Below are 22,014 nucleotides of genomic sequence, written 5' to 3'. Positions count from 1 at the left end.
TGACGATCGCAGGACCACCGGCTCACCGCCCCGCCCACCGGGGTTGGAACCGCTGGTGGCGGGTTGGAATGCCGCCCCGGGCCGCATCGTTGACGCCTCCGCAGCGACCACCCGAGCACCCCGCTCGACCGGGTGCCACGGGATGGCCCGGACACTGGAATGACCCATTGGGTGCCACGGGGTGGTCGGGCCCGGCCCCCGGAGTGACCCCGGGCCCGCGGTCGTTGCAGTCCCACGAGCGACCCCCCGGCCACCGCTTCACACCAGCGGATGTCGGCGGATCGGCCCGCCGGGAATGACCCCGGCCCCCCGGTCGTTACACATGGACCCGGCGCCCGAGCCCCCCGCTCGTAGGCCGCCGACCCCGGCCCCGCAAACCCCTTGGCCTTGTGGGCGCCGATCTCCCCCAGACTTTCCCCTTGATGTTGTTGCAGCGCCGGACGAGGTGCTCACACCCTTGTGTCGCCGACCCCCGTCAGTGGCCGGGTGTTCCTACCCCCGAAGGAGCTACCCCCATGAACACGATCATTCGTAAGAGCGTGCTGTCTGTTGCTGGTCTCGCGTTCGCCGGTGGTGTCTTCGCCGGCCCGATCGCCGCCCACGCCGCCACCCCGGCCGTGGACGCCAAGCCGGTCGCGGTAGCGGTGCAGTCGGCCGCCCCGAAGCCGCAGGGCGACCAGTCCCGGATCACGTTGAATGATGAGCAGACCGCGAACGTCAAGGCGATCATCGCCGCGACGAAGAAGGCCGGCCTGCCCGAGCGCGCCGCGGTCATCTCGATCGCGACGAGTCTGCAGGAGTCCAAGCTGGAGAACCTGGGTCACCTCGGCGACGCCAACGACCACGACTCGCTGGGCCTGTTCCAGCAGCGCCCGAGTTCGGGTTGGGGTACGCCGGAGCAGATCACCGACCCCGAGTACTCCACGACCGCGTTCCTCAAGGGTCTCAAGCAGGTTGACGGGTGGCAGGACATGCCGCTGACCGACGCCGCGCAGACCGTGCAGGTCTCCGCATACCCGGACGCCTACGCCCAGTGGGAGCAGCAGGCCACCGACCTCGTCGCCCAGCACTGGAACAGCTGACCCACCAACACACACCGCACAGCTGGCCGGCACCCCCAACCGGGGTGCCGGCCAGCGGCGTACCCGTGTCAGTTCTTGTGGTGGTTGTGGGTGCGGACGATGTCGATCAGCGCGCAGATCAGCGCGAGCACGATGATGCCGGTGGCCAGCAGGAGCGATCGCTCGAAGGCACTGGTCCAGTTGCCGCGGCTGTCGGCCAGCGACGAGAAGAACATCGAACCGACGGCGGCGATGCCGGCTGCGGCGCCGATGCGCTGACCGGTCTGGAGCATCCCGGCGCCGCTGCCCGACTGCCCTACCGGCACTTCGGAGAGGGTGATCGTCTGGTTGGGGGCGATCACCAGCCCGCTGCCGATGCCGGCGACGAGCAGTGGGCCGGCGGCTACCCAGGGCGCGGGGGCGTCCGGCGCGAGTTTCAGCGCGACCACCGTTGCGGCCAGGCCGATCACCACGGTGAGCAGACCGATGGCGACCAGTGGTCTGCCGAAGCGGTTGACCATGCGACCACCGAGCACGGCGGCAGCCGCCGACCCCAGGGCGAACGGGGTGATGGCCAGACCGGCGATGAACGCGCTGTAGCCGAGACCCATCTGCAGGAACAGGGTGAAGATGAAGAAGATCGCGGTGAAGCCGCCGAAGTAGACCAGCGCCAGGATCGAGCCCAGTGTGTACGACTGGAGACTGAACAGTCGAAGGTCGAACAGGGGTTCGTAACGGCGTGCGAAGCGTCGCTCCCAGAGCCCGAAGACGACCAGCACGGCCAGGCCGATCGGGATGAGCGCCCACTTCCAGGGGGTCTGCCACTGCTGTTCCTGCACGAGCGGAAGCAGGACGAGGACCACGCCCACACCGAGCAGCAGGACACCGACGGGGTCGAGTCGATGCCAGCCGACCTGACCGGCGGGGCGGCCGGGCAGCAGACGCCAGCCGAGAACCACCGCGAGGATGCCGACGGGCACGTTGACGAAGAAGACCCACCGCCACCCGTGTTCCTCGCCGCCGATGGCGATGAGCAGCCCGCCGAGCAGCGGCCCGACCGCTGTGGAGATTCCGATGGTGGCGCCGAGCAGCCCGAACGGGCGGGCGCGTTCCGGTCCTCGGAAGAGTTGCTGGATGAGCCCGATGACCTGCGGGTTGACGATGCCGGCGGCGGCACCCTGAAGCAGTCGGGCGATGACCAGCCACGTCGGTGAGGTGGCGAGGCCGGCGAGGGCGCTGGTCACGGTGAAGAGTGAGATGCCGAAGACGAACGCGTTGCGCCGGCCGCGTGCGTCGCCGAAGCGGCCGGCGGGGACCAGCGCCAGGCCGAAGGTGAGCGCGTACCCGGAGAGGATCCACTGCAGGTCGCTCGGCGACGCGTGCAGCGCCCGGTCGATGGAGGGCACCGCGACGTTGACGATGCTCACGTCGAGCAGCGTCATGAACGCGGCGACCAACCCGACACCGACCGCCTGCCAGCGTCGTCGGTTCTCGGCTGCCGTCACCGGCTGCGGCGTCTGCGCCGCACTCATCGCGCCCCCCGTTGACCGTCGATCACGCATTGCCGATCGCTACCCGGTGCATCGGGGGGCGAATCGTCGTGGATTGTTCGGTGCCCTCACGCCATCTGGCGGGCGCAGAACCGGGGGCCGAAGTCGAGACCGGCCATCGGCGAGTCCTCGCGGTGCAGCAGGCCCTTCTCGGTGAGCAGGTGCAGGGGGCTGTCCACCTGCTCCTGGGTCAGCCCGGATACCTCGGCGATGAGGTCCGGGTACGGCACCTGCCCGCGTGCCTCCAGGGTGGTGACCGCCTGGTACACCCGTTGCTCGGCCTCCGACAGTTGCACCTGCTGCATGCTTCCTCCTTCGTTCGTCCGCCGTCGTGCGGCGGCTGCCGTGCGCGGGTTACCCCCTGGGTGACCGAAGATGCACACCCGATCGGGCGGTCGGTGTCGGCTGTGGCGACGGGTCCGAGCCTTCGGTGGTGCCCTAGGCTGCTTTCGTGATCGTTTGGGACCTCGTCGTCGTCGGCGCCGGCCCCGCCGGGCTCTCCGCGGCACACGCCGCTGCCCGCGCCGGTGTCTCCACCCTTGTTGTCGAGCGAGCCGCGCATCCGCGCTACAAGACCTGTGGTGGTGGCCTGATCGGCACCTCCCTGGCTGCCGTCGCGGATCGGATCGAGGTGCCGGCGCATGACCGGGTGGACCGGGTCACGTTCACCCGCGACGGCCGTCGGGAGTTCACCCGCCGCAACGACAGCCCGGTCGTGACCATGGTGCGCCGCGAGGAGTTCGACGACCGGCTACGCGCGGCGGCGGTCGCCGCCGGCGCGCAGATGCGGGAGCGGGTCGCCGTCCGCGCGATCGAGCAGGACCCCGAGGGGGTACGCCTGCGGCTGGCCGACGGTACGACGATCGCGGCCCGCGCGGTGATCGGGGCGGACGGTTCGTCGGGGGTGACCGCCCGGCATGTGGGCGTCCGGTACCGACAGGTGGACCTGGGTCTGGAGCTGGAGATCCCGGTGCCCCCGGCGGAGCAGGAGCGGTGGCGGGGGCGGCTGCTGCTGGACTGGGGCGCGATGCCGGGGTCGTACGCCTGGGTCTTTCCCAAGGGTGACCGGTTGACTGTCGGGGTGATCGCCGGGCGGGGCGCGGGGGAGGGGACCCGGGAGTACCTGCGGCGGTTCGTGGACCGGTTGGGGCTGACCGGCTTGCCGGCGGAGCACGACTCCGGGCACCTGACCCGGTGCCGGGAGGAGGACTCGCCGTTGCGCAACGGCCGGGTGCTGGTCGTGGGGGATGCGGCGGGACTGTTGGAGCCGTGGAGCCGGGAGGGCATCAGCTTCGCGTTGCGTTCCGGTGGGCTGGCCGGTGCGGCGGTCGCGGCCGGTGACCTGTCCGGGTACGAGCGGGCGGTCGCCGAAGCGCTGGTGCCGGAGATGCGGGCGGGCTTCCGTCTGCTGGACGTGTTCACGCGTCGCCCGGACGTGTTCCACGCCCTGCTGGCGACGCCGCCGGGCTGGCGGATGTTCGTCCAGTTCTGCCAGGGGCGGGCGAGCTTCGACGAGATGCTGCGGCGTCGGCCCATCCGGGCGGCCCTCGCGGTGCTGGATCGGGTACCAGCCCCGCGCCGGGCTCCTTCTATTCACCCAGGATCCTAGGATGCCCTACGGGGTGTGACCACACACTGGTGTTCAGTGGCCCAGCCGCTGGACAATGGCGGGGGAGTGGGAGGTGCCGATGGCCGAACAGCCGTTCACCGATGACGAGTACGCGTTCCTGCGCCACGCACGGTTCGGCGAGTTGCCGCTCGCGGTGCGTCCCGACGAACGTGTCGCCCTGACCGAGACCGACCCCGGGCGCGACCGTCCGGAGAAGGCCGAGGACCCGATCCGCTGGAACGTGCAGGGCTGACAACGCGCAACGGGCCGCGGGTGTCGCCACCCACGGCCCGTCTGCGATGCGCTGGGGTCAGAACACCGACACGCCCTCGCGTACCAGCCGCCAGTTCTGCTGGAAGAAGTCGGCCGGGTCGATCGTCCCCTTGGCCTGCGCCCAGTCGATGAGCAGCTGACGGATCTCCTGCTGCGCGTTGTAGACCTGAGTCTTGACGATGCCGGGGAAGTTGCCGCCGCCGCTGCGCCGGTAGTTGTTCACCGCCACCACGAACTGCGCGTTGTCGGCCACCGGGCTGTCGGTGCCGGTCAGCACCAGTCGGGTGATCCGCTGCCCGACCGGCTTGGAGATGTCGATGTCGTAGTCGAGGCCGGAGAAGACGTCGTAGTTGTAGTCCGGCACCGCCGGGTCACTGATCTGCTCCGGGTCGACCGGGGCGCCCGGCGCGAGGGTACGGAAGTACTTCGCCGAGTACTCCAGGTACGCGCGCACCTCGGCACCGCTGAGCACGACCGCCTCGAGGGTGTTGTCGTACACGTACAGGCCGGCCACGTCGCGGATCTTGACGTCACCGGCGGGGAAGACCGCGGTACGGCTGAACGGCGCCGCGATCGACAGCACCGGCAGGTCCGCGTACGTGGTGCCGGCCAGGGCCGCGCCGACCACCTCGGTCTGCACGTGGTTGATGAAGTCCAGGATCGGCGTGTCCTTGTAGCGCGACTCCGCCGCCGACAACTCCACGGTCGACTGCGCGACCACCTGGTTGACGTACGCGATGGTCTTCTGGTGTTGGGCCCGCACGGCGGCGAGCACCTTCGGGTCCTCGACCACGGTGTTGGTGTTCAGCATGCTGGCGGCCTTCTTGGTGATCGTCCACCGGCCGCGCTCACGGGTCAGGGTGAAGTCCATCCGGGTGAGCCGCTGGCCCCACTTCGACGGCTCGGAGAGCAGCACCTGCGCGCCGGTCCGCTCGTTGGTGACGAACCGCTCGACCACCTCGTTGTGCGCGTGACCGAAGAGGATCGCGTCGATCCCCGGCACCTGCTGCGCGATCAACGCCACCGGGTTCTCGTTCGGCAGCTCCGGGCCGTAGCTGGAGGTGCCGCTGTCACCGCCGTGCGCGGAGATCAGCACGAGGTCCGCGCCGCGGGCCCGCATGATCGGCACCCACTCCGCCGCGGTCGCGACCATGTCGTCGAAGCGCAGCTTGCCCTCGACGTTGCCCTTGTCCCAGATGGCCACACCGGGGTTGGTCAGGCCGAGGATGCCGACCCGCAGGGTGGGTGCGGCGAAGCCGAGGGAGACCTTCTTGATGACGTACGGCAGGAAGGCCGGCTTGCCGGTCTTCGCGTTGACCGCGTTCGCGGCGAGGGCCGGGAAGCCGAGCTGACGGATCCACAGGTCCAGCAAGGGCAGGCCGTAGTTGAACTCGTGGTTGCCCAGTGTCACCGCGTCGTAGTCGATGACGTTCATCGCCCGGGCCATCGGGTGCTTCTCCCCGGTGGCGGTGATCGGCTCCTGCTTGGCGTAGTACGTCGCGAGGGGCGTGCCCTGGATGGTGTCGCCGGCGTCGAGCACCAGCGTCGCCTTGCCGCGCCGCTCCCGACGGATCTGGTTGATCAGGGTCGCCAGCTTCGCGACGCCGATGTCGTTCTGCTTGCTGTCGTCGTACTCGGCGTCGCGGTAGTAGTCCCAGTTGTAGACGTTGCCGTGCGTGTCCGACGTGCCCAGGAGGGTGAGGTCCCAGGTGCGCGGCCGGGCCGCGCCGGCCGCCTGCGCGGGCGCGGCGGCGATCAGCGGGGCGGTCGCAGCCGCCGCCGCGGCGACGAGCACCTGGCGACGCGACGGGCCGGAGGGAGAGGTCATGACGTGCCTTTCCATGGGGGTGGACGCGCCTCGTGAGCGCCTTGCGCACCATAACCAGCAGCGGACACTCCTGCCACGCCAGCCCCACGTGCTGCTGCGGTTTCCGCTGGCCGGCGCAGGGTACGGCGGTCAGGGACGACATTCGCGGGGCAGCCCCCGCTTCCCACGCGGCGCGAGGAGAGATCGGTGAACGAGGACCAGCACACCCAGCAGGACCCGACCAGCCAGTACGGCCAGCAGCAGGGCCAGCCCGCACAACAGCAGGACGCACCTGGCTCGACCGCGGAGATGACCCCGAAGCCGGACCACGGCGAGGAGTCGTACCGGGGCAGCGGCAAGCTCGACGGCAAACGGGCGCTGATCACCGGAGGTGACTCGGGGATCGGCCGGGCTGTCGCGATCGCGTTCGCCCGGGAGGGCGCCGACGTGTTGATCTCGTACCTCAGCGAGGAGGAGGACGCCGACGCCCAGGAGACCATCCGCCTGATCGAGGACGCCGGCCGGCGGGGGATCGCGGTCCGCGGCGACATCACCGACGAGGCGCACTGCCAGGAGCTGGTCGACCAGGCGGTTCGCGACCTGGGTGGCATCGACATCCTGGTCAACAACGCGGCGTACCAGATGTCGCAGGACAAGGGCATCCTCGGGATCAGCACCGAGCAGTTCGACCGGGTGCTCAAGACCAACCTGTACGCGATGTTCTGGCTCTGCAAGGCCGCCATCCCGCACCTGGCCGAGGGGTCGGCGATCATCAACACGGCCTCGATCCAGGCGTTCGACCCGTCACCACAGCTGTTGGACTACGCGACCACGAAGGCGGGGATCGCCAACTTCACCAAGGCCCTCGCCGCCGACCTGGCCGAGCAGGGGATCCGGGTCAACGCGGTCGCGCCCGGCCCGGTCTGGACGCCGCTGATCCCGGCGACGATGCCGGAGGAGAAGGTGAAGCAGTTCGGCACCGACACCCCGGAGGGTCGCCCCGGCCAGCCGGCGGAGCTGGCCCCGGCGTACGTCTTCTTCGCCTCGCAGGAATCCAGCTACGTCACCGGCGAGATCCTGGGCGTCACGGGCGGCCGACCGACCAAGTGATCCGCCGTCGGGGCGGGCGCTGCTGGCGTGCCCGCCCCGACGCGGCTCGGTCCGGCATCCGGTGTTGCGGGGGCGTTGCCCGCCTCGGTGCGTGGTTCCGCTGACGGCGGCCGGGTCAGCGCGGCCAGGCGGCGAAGCGCTGCCGGACCTGGGCGATGTCGGTTGCGCTCAGGCCGTAACGGCCGAAGCGTTGCTCCGGTAGGCGGTCCAGGTAGCGGCCGGCGGCGCACACGTCGTCCGGGTCCAGCGCGGGGTCGACCTGCCGTGCCAGCACCAGCAGCTCGGTCACGTCGTAGTGCTCCAGCGCCGCCGCCACGTCGATGAAGTCACGGACCTCCCGCCGGTTGACCAGTGCGGCGATCTTGTTGGCCACCAGATCTCGGACGTCCATCACGGGGCCGAGGTCCATCACCACCGGGCTCTGCTGGCGGTCCAACCGGGCGAGGCTGAGCCGGATCTGCCGTCCGTCCCGGCTCACCACGAAGTCCTTCATGTCCTGCTCGTACCCGTCGAACAGCTCGCCCAGATCACTGTCCGGGTCGGCATCGGTGACGAGGAAGCCGGCTCGTTCCAGCGCCACGCGCACCCCTGCGGAGGCCGCTGCGGCGGCACCCTCCACGTCCGCGAAGAGGTCGACGTCCTCCGTCGGGCGGGCGACCAACCCGTGCGCCGCCCAGGCCACCCCGCCACCCAACACGAACCGGTGCGGTCCGGCGGCGGTGAGCGCCACCCGGGCCACCTCCCGGTAGAAGTCGTGCAGATGAGGCTCGGTCACGCCGCGCGCAGGCCGCGGTGCCGGCTCTCCCACGCCTGACGTACGCCCCGAGGCAGGTTGAGCAGTCGCCACACCCGGCGTAGCGTCCGCCCGTTGATCAGGACGCGCAGGTCCTCGGTGCGGGTCGTCTCGCGCAGCACGTTCTCGTACATCCAGAGCAGCTGGTCGGGGTCGGCGAGGTCGAAGGTGCGCTCGGCGTTCCACATCAACCGCACCGGCAACTCCACCACACCGCGGGTGGGCCCGGCCAGCTCAACGAGTGTCCGCGCCACCACGGCAGGACGACCCGGTCGGGCCAGGAAGGCCACGCCGGTCGCGGTGGGGGAGACGGCCTGCATGGTGTCAGGGTAACGCCCACCCGAGCCGGTGTCGCTCAGGCTGATTGCAGCGCGCCTTTCCAGGCGTGCCCGCATGATCCTGGCCGACGCGCCGTTTGTCCGGTTTGCGCAGACTCGTGTGCTCATCCGTTTGTGATCGACTCGGGTCTGCTGAAGCCGGGGTATCCGGACGCCCGGGATGCCCCGACTTCCGTGAACTCGAGTCGATCATGCCGACTGAGGGTCGATTCAACGCTCCGGCCTGGCGCTGGGTGGGTGGTTTGTCCGGACGTGCGTGTTCTGGGCTGTGGCCGGCTGCACCCGCGCGGCGGAATGGTGGCGGGGCGGGGGTCGTTACATACCCTGACGATCGCAGCACGACCGGCTCACCGCCCCGGCCCGCCCGGGGTTGGAACCGCCGGTGCCAGGGTTGGAATGCGGACCCCCGCCGGATCGTTGAAGCCTCCCTCGACGACCGCACGAGCACCCCGCTTCGATCGGGTGCCATCGGATGGGCCAACCCCGGAATGACCTCGGCCCCCCGGTCGTTACACCTGGACCCGGCGCCACGAGCCCTTCTCGCAGGCCGCCGACCCCGACGCCCGTAGGCGTCACCCCTTTCCCCTTGATGTTGTTGCAGCGCCGGACGAGGTGCTCACACCCTGCGCCGCCGACCCCCGTCAGTGGCCGGGTGTTCCTACCCCCGAAGGAGCTACCCCCATGAACACGATCTTCCGTAAGAGCGTGCTGTCTGTTGCTGGTCTCGCGTTCGCCGGTGGTGTCTTCGCCGGCCCGATCGCCGCCCACGCCGCCACCCCGGCCGTGGACGCCAAGCCGGTCGCGGTAGCCGTGCAGTCGGCCGCCCCGAAGCCGCAGGGCGACCAGTCCCGGATCACGTTGAATGATGAGCAGACCGCGAACGTCAAGGCGATCATCGCCGCCACGAAGAAGGCCGGCCTGCCCGAGCGCGCCGCGGTCATCTCCATCGCGACGAGCCTGCAGGAGTCCAAGCTGGAGAACCTGGGTCACCTCGGCGACGCCAACGACCACGACTCGCTGGGCCTGTTCCAGCAGCGCCCGACCAGCGGTTGGGGCACGCCGGAGCAGATCACCGACCCCGAGTACTCCACGACCGCGTTCCTCAAGGGTCTCAAGCAGGTTGACGGGTGGCAGGACATGCCGCTGACCGAGGCCGCGCAGACCGTGCAGGTCTCCGCCTACCCGGACGCCTACGCGCAGTGGGAGCAGCAGGCCACCGACCTGGTCGGCCAGTACTGGAACAGCTGACCCACCAGCACGCACACCGAACAGCCCGACCGTTGGCCGGCACCCGTATCCCGGGGTGCCGGCCAGCGGCGTTTCCATGTCCGTGCGGGTAGGCACGTGGTGCTGGTTGCCGCGGGGGATGCCGCGCGCCGTCCGGGGGGAGCGGGTGGCACGGTTCGGTGGGTGGCTGCCCGGGAGATCTTGGACAGTTTCCGTTCCGCGCGAACGGAAACTGTCCAAGATCTCGCGGGGCACGGCCGAAGCGCGGCTCGATGGTGCGAGGGGTGGGTGTCGTGGCCGTGCGGCGATCACCGGTGCAACTCGACGGCGGTGCGATTCGGCGGCGGTACGGCCGGTGGTGCGGCCAGCCGGCGTGGTCGGTGGTGCGGCAAGCCGGCGTGGCCGGCGGTGCGGCAAGCCGGCGTGGCCGGCGGTGCGGCAAGCCCACGCGGCCGGCGGTGCGGCAAGCCCACGCGGCCGGCGGTGCGGCAAGCCGTTGCGGTCGCCGGCCAGCGGGACGGCGGACAGCCGGGCGGTGCATCGGACGGGCGCGTGCGGTGGGGTGAGGGAACAACGTGGGGGCCGAGCCGGTTGTGGTCAGTGTCGGTGTGACTCAGTGTCCCCGGGCCTCACCTAATATCGCCTTCGCGGAACACCGTTCGGCTGGAGCCGCGTCGCGCCACTCGCCGAGAGGCGACCTGCACACCGACACCAGCGCCGCCCCCGAGCCCACAAGGCCGGGGGCGGCGCTGACTGACTTCCCTCCGCTCGCGAAGATGTCTCGGCTGGCCTATGTTCATGGGGTCGCTCGCGTGGGAGGGGGTGTCGGGGCATGGGTCTGCGTACCTTCATCGAGGGTTGGCCGGTCTACCGCCAGCTCACGGGCACCGACCCGTTGGGCCGGGGTGCCGCGGCGAAGTCTGACGGATCCCGCGCGCTCACCGCTCGCACCGACACCGCCGACAGCGTGGCCCGTTCGGTGTGCCCGTACTGCGCGGTGGGTTGCGGTCAGCGGGTGTTCGTCAAGGACGGGCAGGTCAGCCAGATCGAGGGCGACCCGGACAGCCCGATCTCGCGGGGTCGGCTCTGCCCGAAGGGCGCGGCCAGCAAGAGTCTGGTGACGAGCCCGTTGCGGCAGACGAAGGTCCGCTACCGCCGTCCGTACTCGACGCAGTGGGAGGATCTGGACCTCGACACCGCGCTCGACATGATCGCCGACCGGGTGCTCGCGGCTCGTGAGCAGACCTGGGAGGACGTCGACACGCAGGGCCGGCCGCTCAACCGGACGCTGGGTTTCTCCAGTCTGGGTGGGGCGACGCTGGACAACGAGGAGAACTACCTCATCAAGAAGTTGTTCACCGCGGCCGGTGCGTTGCAGATCGAGAACCAGGCCCGTATTTGACACTCCGCCACTGTCCCCGGTCTGGGGGCCAGCTTCGGTCGTGGCGGTGCGACGGATTTCCAGCAGGACATCGCCAACGCTGACGTCATCGTCATTCAGGGTTCGAACATGGCTGAGGCACACCCGGTGGGTTTCCAGTGGGTGATGGAGGCCAAGCGTCGGGGCGCGAAGGTCTTCCACGTCGACCCGCGCTTCACCCGCACCAGCGCGCTGGCTGACTCGTACCTGCCGATCCGGGCGGGCACGGACATCGCGCTGCTCGGTGGTGTGGTGCGCTACATCCTGGACAACGAGCTGGACTTCCGGGAGTACGTGCTGTCGTACACCAACGCGGCGACGATCGTGAGCGAGCAGTTCAGCGACACCGAGGACGGCGACGGGTTCTTCTCCGGGTTCGACCCGGAGACCAGCACCTACGTGCAGGACAGCTGGCAGTACGAGGGCAACGAGGACTCGTCCGGCAGTGGGCACACGGCTAAGGAGCGCGACACCGCGTCCGGGCTGGAGCACGAGTCGCACGGCGCGCAGGTCGACGGGGACACCCCGCGGGACGAGACGTTGCAGCACCCGCGCTGCGTCTACCAGATCCTCAAGCGACACTTCGCCCGCTACACCCCGGAGATGGTCGAGCGGGTCTGCGGCATCCCACAGGACAAGTTCCTGGAGTTGGCCCAGGCGTGGACGCAGAACTCCGGCCGGGAGCGCACCGGGATGCTGATCTACTCGGTGGGCTGGACGCAGCACAGCGTCGGCGTGCAGTACATCCGCACCGGCGCGATCATCCAGCTCCTGCTCGGCAACATGGGTCGCCCGGGTGGCGGGGTCATGGCGCTGCGGGGTCATGCCAGCATCCAGGGCTCCACGGACATTCCGACGCTGTTCAACCTGCTGCCGGGTTACCTGCCGATGCCGCACCACGCCGACCACCCGACCTTCGACGAGTGGGTGGACAGCATCCGGCACCCCGGCCAGAAGGGCTTCTGGGGTAACGCCGGGTCGTTCGCCGCCAGCCTGCTCAAGGCGTACTGGGGTGACGCGGCGACACCGGAGAACGACTACTGCTACGGGTACCTGCCGCGGATGACCGGCGACCACGGCACCTACCAGCAGGTGCTGAACATGATCGACGGGAAGATCAAGGGCTACTTCCTGCTCGGGCAGAACCCGGCTGTCGGTTCGGCGCACGGCCGGGCGCAGCGCCTGGGCATGGCCAACCTCGACTGGCTGGTCGTCCGGGACCTCTTCATGATCGAAAGTGCCACGTTCTGGCAGAACGGTCCCGAGGTCGCCACCGGGGAGATCGTGCCCGAGGAGTGCCGCACCGAGGTGTTCTTCCTGCCCGCTGCCTCGCATGTGGAGAAGGAGGGTACGTTCACCCAGACGCAGCGCCTGTTGCAGTGGCGGGAGAAGGCCGTCGAGCCGCCAGGCGACGCCCGCTCCGAGTTGTGGTTCTTCTACCACCTCGGTCGCAAGCTGCGCGAGAAGCTGGCCGACTCGAAGCTGCCGCGCGACCGGGCGCTGCTCGACCTCGCCTGGGACTACCCCACGCACGGCCCGAACGTCGAGCCGAGCGCCGAGGCGGTGCTGCGTGAGATCAACGGGTACGACGTGGCGACCGGCCGCCCGCTGTCCAGCTTCGCCGAGGCCCGCGCTGACGGCTCCACCGCGATCGGTTGCTGGATCTACACCGGGGTGTACGCCGACGGCGTGAACCAGGCGGCGCGGCGCAAGTCCCGACACGAGCAGGACTGGGTGGCCGCCGAGTGGGGTTGGGCGTGGCCGGCGAACCGGCGCATCCTCTACAACCGTGCGTCCGCCGATCCGGACGGCAACCCGTGGAGTGAGCGCAAACGCTACGTCTGGTGGGACGCCGAGAAGGGCGAGTGGACCGGTCACGACGTGCCGGACTTCGAGAAGACCAAACCGCCGTCGTACCGGCCGCCACCCGGTGCGTCCGGGACGGAGGGCATCGCCGGCGACGACCCGTTCATCATGCAGGGCGACGGGAAGGGCTGGCTGTACGCGCCCAGCGGTGTCCTGGACGGCCCGTTGCCGACGCACTACGAGCCGGTGGAGTCGCCGGTGCGTAACCCGCTCTACGGGCAGCAGGCCAACCCGACCCGCAAGATGTACGCGCATCCGGTGAACTCGGTGAACCCGAGCCCGCCGGAGGAGCACAGCCAGGTGTTCCCGTACGTGTTCACGGTCAGCCGGCTCACCGAGCACCACACCGCCGGTGGGATGAGTCGGACGGTGTCGCCGCTGGCCGAGCTGCAGCCGGAGATGTTCGTGGAGGTGTCCCCGGAGTTGGCCGTCGAACGTGGTCTCGACCACCTGGGCTGGGCGCACCTGGTCAGCGGTCGTGCCGTGATCGAGGCGAAGGTGCTGGTGACCGACCGGCTCACCCCGTTGCGGGTCGAGGACCGGATCATCCACCAGGTGTGGTTGCCGTACCACTTCGGTTTCGAGGGTCTGGTGACCGGCGACTCGGCCAACGATTTGTTCGGCATCAGCCTGGACCCGAACGTGCTGATCCAGGAGAGCAAGGTCGGCACCTGCGACGTGCGGGCCGGCCGTCGGCCGACCGGGCCGGCGCTGCTGGACCTGGTCGCCGACTACCAGCGGCGCGCCGGGATCGACCCGGGCCACAACGCCCCGGCGGTCACCACCGACAGTGAGGGGAGGGATCGCGGTGCTTCCTGACCCGAACAGCCTCTACGGTCCGTTGGATCCGGCGCCGGACGCCGGTTGGTCGTCGGCGCCGCCGCGGATGGGGTTCTTCACCGACACCAGCGTCTGCATCGGCTGCAAGGCCTGCGAGGTGGCCTGCAAGGAGTGGAACGGCGTCCCGGAGAGCGGGCTCGACCTGCTCGGCATGTCGTACGACAACACCGGCGCGTTGACCGCGAACTCCTGGCGACACGTCGCGTTCATCGAGCAGCCCCGGCCGGCCGGGCACCGCACGCCGCCGTTCGCGGGACTGCCGACCGGTGCGTCGGTCAGCGCGGCGTCGGCGGCCGTGGCGGCTGGCACCAGTGAGCGCACCGGCACGGACCCGGGTGTGCCGACCGGCGCGCCGTCCGCCGCCGCCCGGATGGCCGCGGGCGGGACGGCGGACGTGCTGGGCGCCCCGATCGCCGCCGGTCCGACCGCCGTCGGCCAGGGTGGCGGTGGTGCGGGTCCGCAGTTCCTGGGGATGCCGGGGGCGCAGCCGCCGGGGCGTGGGTCCGGTGTGGAGGGGCGGACGGATTTCCGGTGGTTGATGATGTCGGACGTCTGTAAGCACTGCACGCACGCGGCGTGTCTGGATGTCTGTCCGACGGGTTCGTTGTTCCGGACGGAGTTCGGCACCGTGGTGGTGCAGGAGGACATCTGCAACGGGTGCGGTTACTGCATCTCCGCCTGCCCGTACGGCGTCATCGATCAGCGTAAGGACGACGGTCGGGCGTGGAAGTGCACGCTGTGCTACGACCGGTTGGGTGCGGGGATGACCCCGGCGTGCGCGCAGGCGTGCCCGACGGAGTCGATCCAGTACGGGCCGCTCGACGAGTTGCGGGAGCGGGCCGCCGCGCGGGTCGAGACGCTGCACGAGCGGGGCGTGCCCGAGGCCCGCCTGTACGGGCACGACCCGAACGACGGCGTCGGTGGTGACGGGGCGTTCTTCCTGCTGCTGGACGAGCCGGAGGTGTACGGGCTGCCACCGGACCCGGTCGTGACCACCCGCGACCTGCCGAAGATGTGGAAGCGCGCCGGCCTCGCGGCCCTCGCCATGGCGGCGGCCACCGTCGCCGCGTTCGTCGGAGGTTCCTCGTGAGTCCGCAGCGCCCCGAGGTCGGCGAGATCTTCCGTCGCTTCCGGGACCGCCTGGCCGCCGATGGCCGCGATCGGCCGACGGCCAGCACCGAGCCGCCGGCCGCGAACGGCGAGAACACCGGGCTGCCGGCCACGAATGGGACCGGCACCCGCTCGGCGATCGGACAGCAGCGGCGCAGCGCCGAACCCGGTCGGCGGGGTGGGCGTCGCGGGGGTGGGCGTCGTGGGGGCGGCGAGGAACTGCGGGTGCCGGAGGCGGAGTTCACGTCGTACTACGGTCGGCCCATCCTGAAGGCGCCGGTCTGGAAGTGGGACATCGCGGCGTACCTGTTCACCGGTGGGCTGGCGGCCGGCTCGTCACTGCTCGCCGCCGGTGGGCAGCTCACCGGCCGGCCGGCGTTGCGACGCGCCGGTCGGGTCACCGCTCTGGCCGCCGTCAGCGCCAGCGCGGTCTTCCTGGTCAAGGACCTCGGCCGGCCGGCGCGGTTCCACCACATGCTGCGCGTGGCCAAGCCGACCTCGCCGATGTCGGTGGGTACCTGGATCCTCACCGCGTACGGGCCGGCGGCAGGTGTCGCCGCGATCGCCGACGCCGCCGGTGTGCTGCCGCGCCACGGCCTGCTCGGGGTGGCCGGTCGGGCGTTGCCGTCGGTCGGGCACGTCGCTGGGCTGCTCGCCGCCGGCACCGCGCCCGCGCTGGCCACGTACACCGGGGTGTTGCTCGCCGACACGGCAGTGCCGTCGTGGCATGAGGCGTACCCCGAGTTGCCGGTGATCTTCGCGGGCAGCGCGCTGGCCAGCGGCGCCGGCGTGGGTCTGCTCGCCGCGCCGCCGGCCCAGGCGGGGCCGGCCCGGCGGATGGCGGTGGCCGGCGCGGCCCTGGAGCTGTACGGAGCGCATCGGGTGGAGACTGGCCTCGGTCTGCTCAGCGAGCCCTACCGGCAGGGCAGCCCCGGTCGGCTGCTGCGCGCCGGCCGGATGCTGACGGCCGGTGGGGTCGCCGGCGCGCTGCTCGGTCGGCGTAGCCGGCTGGTCAGCGCGCTGTCCGGCGCCGCGCTGCTGGCCGCCTCGGTGGTGACCCGGTTCGGCATCTTCTACGGAGGGGTCGCCTCCGCCCGCGACCCTCGGTACACGGTGGTGCCGCAGCGCGAGCGGGCCGACGCCCGCCGGGCCGGCATGGATCTTCCATCTGATCGGGCGGCCCCGCCCGCGATGTGATCGAATGTCCGGTGGAGGCGTTCAGGCGGCTGGTGCCCCTCCCGGTCTTCAAAACCGGTGTGGTCCGGGACCCGGGCCAGGCGGGTTCGATTCCCGTCCGTCTCCGCCAACCAGTGCAGGAGATGACGCGATGGGTGACGGGCCGGTGGACCCGCGACGCCGGGTGCCCCGCACCGACACGCTGCTCGCCGACCCTCGGCTGGCCGCGGCCAGCGCGACGCTCGGCCGGGACCGGGTGAAGGCGGTCGTCGCCCGGGCCCAGGAGCGGGCCCGCCGGGGCGAGCTGCACCCCGATGACGTACGCGACGCCGCGGTCGCCGCGCTGCCCGCGCCGGGCCCCCGCGTGGTGCTCAACGCCACCGGCGTCGTGCTGCACACCAACCTGGGCCGGGCGCCTCTGTCCACCGCCGCGGTCGCCGCCGTGGTGGCCGCCGCTGGGCACACCGACGTGGAGTTGGACCTGCGCACCGGCCGGCGGGCCCGCCGCGGCCGCGACGCCCTCGACGCGCTGGCCGCCGCCGTGCCCGACGCGGGCGCCGTGCACGTGGTCAACAACGGCGCCGCCGCGCTGGTGCTGGCCGCCACCGCGCTGGCCGCCGGCCGGGAGATCGTGGTGAGCCGGGGCGAGCTGGTCGAGATCGGCGACGGCTTCCGCCTGCCCGACCTGGTGGAGAGCACCGGCGCGCGCCTGCGGGAGGTCGGCACCACCAACCGCACCACCCTCGCCGACTACGCCGCCGCGCTCGGCCCGCAGACCGGCTTCGTGCTCAAGGTGCACCCGTCGAACTTCCAGGTCACCGGCTTCACCTCGGCGACCCCGGTCCGACAGCTGGCCACCCTCGGGGTGCCGGTGGTCGCCGACATCGGCTCCGGTCTGCTCACCGCGGATCCGCTGCTGCCCGACGAGCCGGACGCGGCCAACACCCTGCGCGCCGGTGCCACGCTGGTCACGGCCAGCGGCGACAAACTGCTCGGCGGCCCGCAGGCGGGGTTGCTGCTCGGCGACGTCGCGCTGGTCGACCGGCTGCGCCGTCATCCGCTGGCCCGCGCGTTGCGGGTGGACAAGCTCACCCTGGCCGCGCTGGCCGCCACCCTGCACCAGCCGGACACGCCCACCCGGACGGCGCTGCACGCCGACCCGGGTGCGCTGCGCAGCCGGGTGGAGCGGCTGCGCGACCGGCTCGGCGCGGACGGCCGCAAGGCGGAGGTGGTGCCGGCCGCCGCGGTGGTCGGCGGCGGCGGGGCGCCCGGCGTCGAGCTGGACTCGTGGGCGCTGAGTCTGCCCGAGCGGTACGCGGAGCCGCTGCGCACCGGCGACCAGCCCGTGCTCGGGCGGGTGGTGCGGGGCCGGCTCCTGCTCGACCTGCGCTGCGTGCCCGAAGAGGCCGACGAGATGGTCCGCGCGGCCGTGCTCCGCGTCCCCGGGGACGACTGACCGTGTTCGTCGTCGCCACCGCCGGGCACGTCGACCACGGCAAGTCGACACTGGTCCGGGCGCTGACCGGGATGGAACCCGACCGGTGGGCCGAGGAACGCCGCCGGGGGATGACCATCGACCTGGGGTTCGCCTGGGCGACGCTGCCGTCCGGCGGCACCGTCGCCTTCGTCGACGTGCCCGGGCACGAGCGGTTCGTGCCGAACATGCTCGCCGGTGTCGGCCCGGTGCCGGCGGCGCTGATCGTGGTGGCCGCCGACGAGGGCTGGATGCCGCAGTCCGCCGAGCACCTGGCCGCGCTCGACGCGCTCGGTGTGGCGTACGGCCTGGTGGCGGTGACCCGCGCGGACCTGGCCGACCCGGGGCCGGCCATGGCCCGCGCCCGGGCCGAGATCGCGGCGACCAGCCTCGGCACGGTGCCGGCGGTGGCGGTCAGTGGCCTGACCGGCGCCGGCCTGCCGGAGCTTCGGGCCGCCCTGGACCGGCTCGCCGCCGGGCTGCCCGCGCCGGTGGTGGACGACCCCGTCCGGCTCTGGGTGGACCGCAGTTTCACCGTGCGGGGCAGCGGCACCGTGGTCACCGGCACCCTCGGCGTCGGACGGCTGCGGGTGGGCGACGAGTTGGAGCTGGCCGGGGCCGACGAGCCGGTCCGGGTACGTGGCCTGCACTCACTGGGCGAGGCCCGGCCGGAGGTGACGGCGGTGGCCCGGGTGGCGGTCAACCTGCGCGGTACGCCCCGTGACCGGCTCGGTCGTGGCGACGCGCTGCTCACCCCGGGCCGGTTCCACCGCACCGACCTCGTCGACGTGCGGCTGACCGGTGATTCGGCGGCCGACCTGCCGGCCACCCTCACCCTGCACGTCGGGTCGGCGGCCGTGCCGGCACGGGTCCGCCCGCTCGGCCCGGACACCGTACGCCTGCGGTTGGCCCGTCCGTTGCCGTTGCTGGTGGGCGATCGGGCGCTGCTGCGTGACCCGGGGCGCCACCACGTGACCGGCGGGGTGCGGGTGCTGGACGTGGCGCCGCCACCGCTGGCCCGCCGGGGTGCCGCCGTCGCCCGCGCGCAGGTCCTCGCCGAGTTGGACGGTCGTCCCGACCTGGCCGGGGAGCTGCGCCGTCGCCGGCTGGTCCGCGCCGGTGCGCTGATCCGGATGGGTGTGCCGGTGGACGCCGCTCCGGTGGCCGGTGACTGGCTGGCCGACCCGGCGCACTGGCGGCGGCTCGGCGAGCGGGTGACCGAGGAGGTCGCCCGCCACGCCAGGGAGCACCCGTTGGAACCGGGGATGCCGGTGGACGCGCTGCGCCAGCGCCTCGCCCTGCCCGACCGGGTGCTGGTCGAGGCGTTGGTCCGGCCGCCGCTGCGGATCCACGCCGGGCGGGTCGGCGCGGCGGGCGCCGACGCGCTCCCCGAGCCGGTGGCCCGGGCCGTGCGGCGGGTCCGCGCAGAATACGGCGACCGGCCGTTTCGCGCCCCCGAGGCGGACCGCCTCGTCGACCTCGGTCTGGGCCCGCGCGAGATCGGCGCCGCGGTGCGGGCCGGCGCGCTGCTGCGGCTGGCCGACAACGTGGTGCTGCTGCCCGACGCGCTCGACGGCGCGGTCCGGGTGTTGGCCGGGCTGCCGCAGCCGTTCACGCTCTCCGCGGCCCGGCAGGCGTTGGACACCACCCGCCGGGTGGCGGTGCCCCTGCTGGAGTTGCTGGACCGTCGGGGCGCGACCCGACGACTGCCCGACGACGCCCGGATCGTCGTCGGCTGAGCGACGGGGTCGTGGCCGATACCGGCGGGCGGTCTCGTCAGTCCAGGTCGGACATGTCGAGCACGAAGCGGTAGCGGACGTCGTTTCGCCGGAGGCGGTCGAGTGCTGTGTTGACCTGCGTCGACGGAAGCACCTCGATGTCGGCGGCGATGCCGTTGTCGGCGCAGAACTGGAGCATTTCGGCTGTGGAGCGGCGGCCTCCGCTGCCAGCGGAGCTGAGCTTCTTGCGGCCGACCAGCAGGTCGGTGGCCTCGACGGTGACCGGGCCCAGGTGGCCGAGCAGGCTGAGGGTGCCGTCGAGCGCCACCAACTTCAGGTAGGGGGCGAGGTCGTGCGGTGCGGAGATGGTGTCGATGACGACGTCGAAGGTGTCGCGCGTCGCCGCCATCTGGCGGGTGTCGGTGGAGTCCACGAGGTCGTGTGCGCCGAGCCGGCGGGCGTCGTCGCGTTTGTCTGGGGTGCGGCTGATGACGGTCGTGGTGGCGCCGAGCGCGACTGCCATCCTGACCGCGAGGTGACCCAGGCCGCCGAGCCCGGCCACGGCGACCCGACTGCCGCGGCCCACACCGAGGGAGCGCAGTGGCTCCCAGACGGTGACACCGGCGCACAGCAGCGGGGCGGCCGCAGCCGGATCGAGGCCCGAGGGCAGCCGGTAGGCGAAGGTGTCGCGGACGACGTAGTCGCGGGAGAAGCCACCCAGGGTGGTCGACCCGTCCTGTCGGTCGGTGCCGCCGTAGGTGAGGGTCGGGAAGGAGTGGCAGAAGTTCTCCTGGCCCGCCGCGCACATGGCGCAGATGCCGCAGGAGTCGACGATGTTGCCCACGGCGACGCGGTCGCCGACCGTGAAGGCGCTCACCTCGGGGCCCGTCTCGGTCACCACGCCGGTGAACTCGTGACCGGGCACCAGAGGCGCGTCCGCACTGTGGTCGTAGTCGTGCAGGGCGTGCAGGTCGCTGTGGCACACGCCGCAGTAATCGATCCGCACCGCGAGGTCATCGGGGCGCAGGTCACGGCGGTTCAGCGAGGCGCGTCGCAGGGTTGTGGGGCTGTTCGCCAACCATCCGGTCGTCGTACGCATGGGTGAACTCCTTAAACAAACTGTTCGGTCTGTTCAGCCTAGGTCCGAACGACGGGCATGGCAAACCAACCGTTCTGTTTTTTGCTAGAGTGAGGGCATGCCGGAGCAGCCCCTGACCTCGCGAGGCGCCGCGACCTACCAGCGCATCCTGGACGCCGCCACCGAGGAGTTCGCCCAGCACGGCATCGCCGGAGCGCGCATCGAACGCATCGTGACGGCAGCGCGCACCAACAAGGCGCAGCTCTACGCCTACTTCGGCGACAAGGAACGACTCTTCGACGCGATCTTCCTCAGCTCCCTGGAGCGCATCACGAACGTCGTGCCCATCGACGCTGACGATCTCGCGGACTGGGCAGTTCGGCTCTACGACGAGTACCTTCGCCGCCCCGATCTCATCCGGCTCGCGACCTGGACACGGCTGGAGCGCAGGCCCGCCGGGCACCTCGTCGAGACCCACCAGCACTACGACGAGCGCAAGCTCACGGCCATCGCCGAGGCTCAGGCAGCCGGGCGGGTTCGCGCAGGTGACCCGTTCGACATCATGGCCCTGGTGATCGCCATGTCCATGGCCTGGTCGCCGGTCAGCAACGTCTACGCGGCCAGCAGCCAGGAACCCGACGAGGTCCACGGGCAACGTCGCGCACTGCTCCGCGACTGCGTCCGCCGAGCCACCGTGCCGACGGGCCAGGATCAACCGGATCGCTGACCCCGTACGACTCTCGCTCGTGGCCGATCCGGGGCTGACAGGATCGCGCCGGGGTGCGACGGTTGGCTGATGGTCGCCGTCACCCCCTCCTGGTCACGGCCCTCCGGCCGCCGGTGGCGCGAGATCGTCGCGGTGGCTCTGCGCTCGGCACTGCCGGTCCTCTGGGTGCTGTGGGCCGGTCTGGCGTGGTGGGTCGAGCCCCGCGAGTCGACCGAGGCCCAGCTCGACCGTGATCTCGCGGCCGGCCGGGTGGTGAGCGTCCAACGGGCGTACGGCTGGGCCGACGACGACGCGTACTGGGGCAGCCGGCCGCGGCCGCAGTATGCGGAGAACGGCGGGATGCTGGCCTGGACCGTGTCGAACGGCCAGAGCCGGTACACCTTCGACGTACCGCCCGACCCGGACTCGTACCTCGGCGAACCTGATCGGTCGGCCGGTGCCGGGCCCGACTGGCGGGTCGCCCGGTTCGCCGCCATTCCGGACCGGTGGAGCACCGCTGGCGGCTGGGCGCACCGGATCGCGAACGCGGCCGCACTGCTCGCTGGCGTGCTGACCGCGCTGTGGCTGGCCCGGCTGATCGGCGGCGCGCCGCCCCTGGCCGGCACCCGGTGGTTCTGGTTCTGGGTCGGGCTCCTGCCGTTCGGGCTGGGTGTGCTGGCCTGGACCTACCGTGAGCTCTGGAGGCCACCGTCGACGCCGGTGCTCGACCGTGGCTCCGGGTGGCGTGGCGTCGGCTGGCTGGTGCTCGCCGGGGTCGGGATCGCCCTGGTGGTGTCGGTCGCCCGCGGCGTGCTCGGCACGACGGCGGTCCCGGGCTAACCGGCCCCCCGGTCGGCG

18 protein-coding genes and 1 tRNA gene are annotated in these 22,014 nt (G+C 71.7%); 13 read left to right on the top strand and 6 right to left on the bottom strand.

The annotated features are described in order from the left end of the window. Positions 1-515: 515 nt before the first annotated feature. The gene (locus HNR22_RS04310) at positions 516-1,082 is read left to right on the top strand and encodes a hypothetical protein (RefSeq protein WP_179779172.1); all 567 of its coding nucleotides are present in this window, start codon (positions 516-518) and stop codon (positions 1,080-1,082) included. Between the two features lie 68 nt (positions 1,083-1,150). Here HNR22_RS04310 and HNR22_RS04305 read toward each other — a convergent pair whose 3' ends face one another. Both HNR22_RS04305 and HNR22_RS04300 read right to left on the bottom strand, forming a co-directional pair. Beyond that, a complete protein-coding gene (locus HNR22_RS04305) occupies positions 1,151-2,593 on the bottom strand; it encodes an MFS transporter (RefSeq protein WP_179779171.1) in 1,443 nt (480 codons plus the stop codon). An 86-nt stretch (positions 2,594-2,679) separates the two neighbouring features. Beyond that, entirely contained in the window at positions 2,680-2,916 is a 237-nt protein-coding gene (locus HNR22_RS04300) for a hypothetical protein (RefSeq protein ID WP_088948267.1), read from the bottom strand. A gap of 146 nt (positions 2,917-3,062) precedes the next feature. Here HNR22_RS04300 and HNR22_RS04295 point away from each other — a divergent pair, with 146 nt between their 5' ends. Then, positions 3,063-4,220, top strand: a complete 1,158-nt coding sequence (locus tag HNR22_RS04295; protein ID WP_179779170.1) for a geranylgeranyl reductase family protein — start codon at positions 3,063-3,065, stop codon at positions 4,218-4,220. A gap of 79 nt (positions 4,221-4,299) precedes the next feature. Beyond that, positions 4,300-4,473, top strand: a complete 174-nt coding sequence (locus tag HNR22_RS04290) for a hypothetical protein (protein ID WP_179779169.1) — start codon at positions 4,300-4,302, stop codon at positions 4,471-4,473. Positions 4,474-4,530: 57 nt separating this feature from the next. Here the strand turns inward: HNR22_RS04290 and HNR22_RS04285 are convergent, their stop codons facing one another. Continuing rightward, entirely contained in the window at positions 4,531-6,321 is a 1,791-nt protein-coding gene (locus tag HNR22_RS04285; RefSeq protein ID WP_179779168.1) for a bifunctional metallophosphatase/5'-nucleotidase, read from the bottom strand. Positions 6,322-6,507: 186 nt separating this feature from the next. On the opposite strand from HNR22_RS04285, the gene HNR22_RS04280 reads away from it, so the two are divergent. Beyond that, positions 6,508-7,410, top strand: coding sequence for a glucose 1-dehydrogenase (locus tag HNR22_RS04280; RefSeq protein ID WP_179779167.1), 903 nt, complete (start codon positions 6,508-6,510; stop codon positions 7,408-7,410). A 115-nt stretch (positions 7,411-7,525) separates the two neighbouring features. Here HNR22_RS04280 and HNR22_RS04275 read toward each other — a convergent pair whose 3' ends face one another. Together HNR22_RS04275 and HNR22_RS04270 are read right to left on the bottom strand one after the other, a co-directional pair. Further along, entirely contained in the window at positions 7,526-8,185 is a 660-nt protein-coding gene (locus HNR22_RS04275) for a nucleotidyl transferase AbiEii/AbiGii toxin family protein (protein WP_343059674.1), read from the bottom strand. Next, positions 8,182-8,523 carry a hypothetical protein gene (locus HNR22_RS04270; RefSeq protein ID WP_179779166.1) on the bottom strand — a complete coding sequence of 114 codons (342 nt, stop codon included), beginning with the start codon at positions 8,521-8,523 and terminating at the stop codon, positions 8,182-8,184. Before HNR22_RS04270 ends, HNR22_RS04275 begins: the two co-directional genes overlap by 4 nt. A gap of 699 nt (positions 8,524-9,222) precedes the next feature. Between HNR22_RS04270 and HNR22_RS04265 the strand changes: the two genes are divergently transcribed. The 7 genes from HNR22_RS04265 to selB all read left to right on the top strand — a co-directional run bounded on the left by HNR22_RS04265 (position 9,223) and on the right by selB (position 19,393). Further along, the gene (locus HNR22_RS04265) at positions 9,223-9,789 is read left to right on the top strand and encodes a hypothetical protein (RefSeq protein ID WP_179779165.1); all 567 of its coding nucleotides are present in this window, start codon (positions 9,223-9,225) and stop codon (positions 9,787-9,789) included. 811 nt (positions 9,790-10,600) lie between these two features. Beyond that, positions 10,601-13,873, top strand: coding sequence for a formate dehydrogenase (gene fdh, locus HNR22_RS04260; protein WP_179779164.1), 3,273 nt, complete (start codon positions 10,601-10,603; stop codon positions 13,871-13,873). Next, positions 13,863-14,984, top strand: coding sequence for a 4Fe-4S dicluster domain-containing protein (locus HNR22_RS04255; RefSeq protein ID WP_179779163.1), 1,122 nt, complete (start codon positions 13,863-13,865; stop codon positions 14,982-14,984). The genes fdh and HNR22_RS04255 overlap by 11 nt, the downstream gene beginning before the upstream one ends. Next, positions 14,981-16,201, top strand: a complete 1,221-nt coding sequence (gene nrfD / locus HNR22_RS04250) for an NrfD/PsrC family molybdoenzyme membrane anchor subunit (protein WP_179779162.1) — start codon at positions 14,981-14,983, stop codon at positions 16,199-16,201. The genes HNR22_RS04255 and nrfD overlap by 4 nt, the downstream gene beginning before the upstream one ends. 13 nt (positions 16,202-16,214) lie before the next feature. Further along, positions 16,215-16,310: transfer RNA gene (locus HNR22_RS04245), tRNA-Sec, on the top strand. A gap of 21 nt (positions 16,311-16,331) precedes the next feature. After that, positions 16,332-17,636 (top strand): L-seryl-tRNA(Sec) selenium transferase, encoded by a 1,305-nt coding sequence (gene selA / locus HNR22_RS04240; protein ID WP_179779161.1) that lies wholly within the window; start codon positions 16,332-16,334, stop codon positions 17,634-17,636. 2 nt (positions 17,637-17,638) lie between these two features. After that, the gene (gene selB / locus HNR22_RS04235; protein ID WP_179779160.1) at positions 17,639-19,393 is read left to right on the top strand and encodes a selenocysteine-specific translation elongation factor; all 1,755 of its coding nucleotides are present in this window, start codon (positions 17,639-17,641) and stop codon (positions 19,391-19,393) included. Between the two features lie 37 nt (positions 19,394-19,430). On the opposite strand, the gene HNR22_RS04230 is transcribed toward selB, so the two are convergent. Beyond that, positions 19,431-20,471 carry an NAD(P)-dependent alcohol dehydrogenase gene (locus HNR22_RS04230; RefSeq protein ID WP_179779159.1) on the bottom strand — a complete coding sequence of 347 codons (1,041 nt, stop codon included), beginning with the start codon at positions 20,469-20,471 and terminating at the stop codon, positions 19,431-19,433. A gap of 97 nt (positions 20,472-20,568) precedes the next feature. On the opposite strand from HNR22_RS04230, the gene HNR22_RS04225 reads away from it, so the two are divergent. Continuing rightward, positions 20,569-21,177 carry a TetR/AcrR family transcriptional regulator gene (locus HNR22_RS04225; RefSeq protein WP_179779158.1) on the top strand — a complete coding sequence of 203 codons (609 nt, stop codon included), beginning with the start codon at positions 20,569-20,571 and terminating at the stop codon, positions 21,175-21,177. A gap of 69 nt (positions 21,178-21,246) precedes the next feature. Continuing rightward, the gene (locus HNR22_RS04220; protein WP_179779157.1) at positions 21,247-21,996 is read left to right on the top strand and encodes a hypothetical protein; all 750 of its coding nucleotides are present in this window, start codon (positions 21,247-21,249) and stop codon (positions 21,994-21,996) included. Positions 21,997-22,014: the final 18 nt, after the last annotated feature.

The organism is Micromonospora jinlongensis, assembly GCF_013410645.1.
In the GTDB taxonomy this organism is placed as follows: Bacteria; Actinomycetota; Actinomycetes; order Mycobacteriales; family Micromonosporaceae; genus Micromonospora; species Micromonospora zamorensis.
This window is presented reverse-complemented; position numbering and strand designations above follow the sequence as displayed.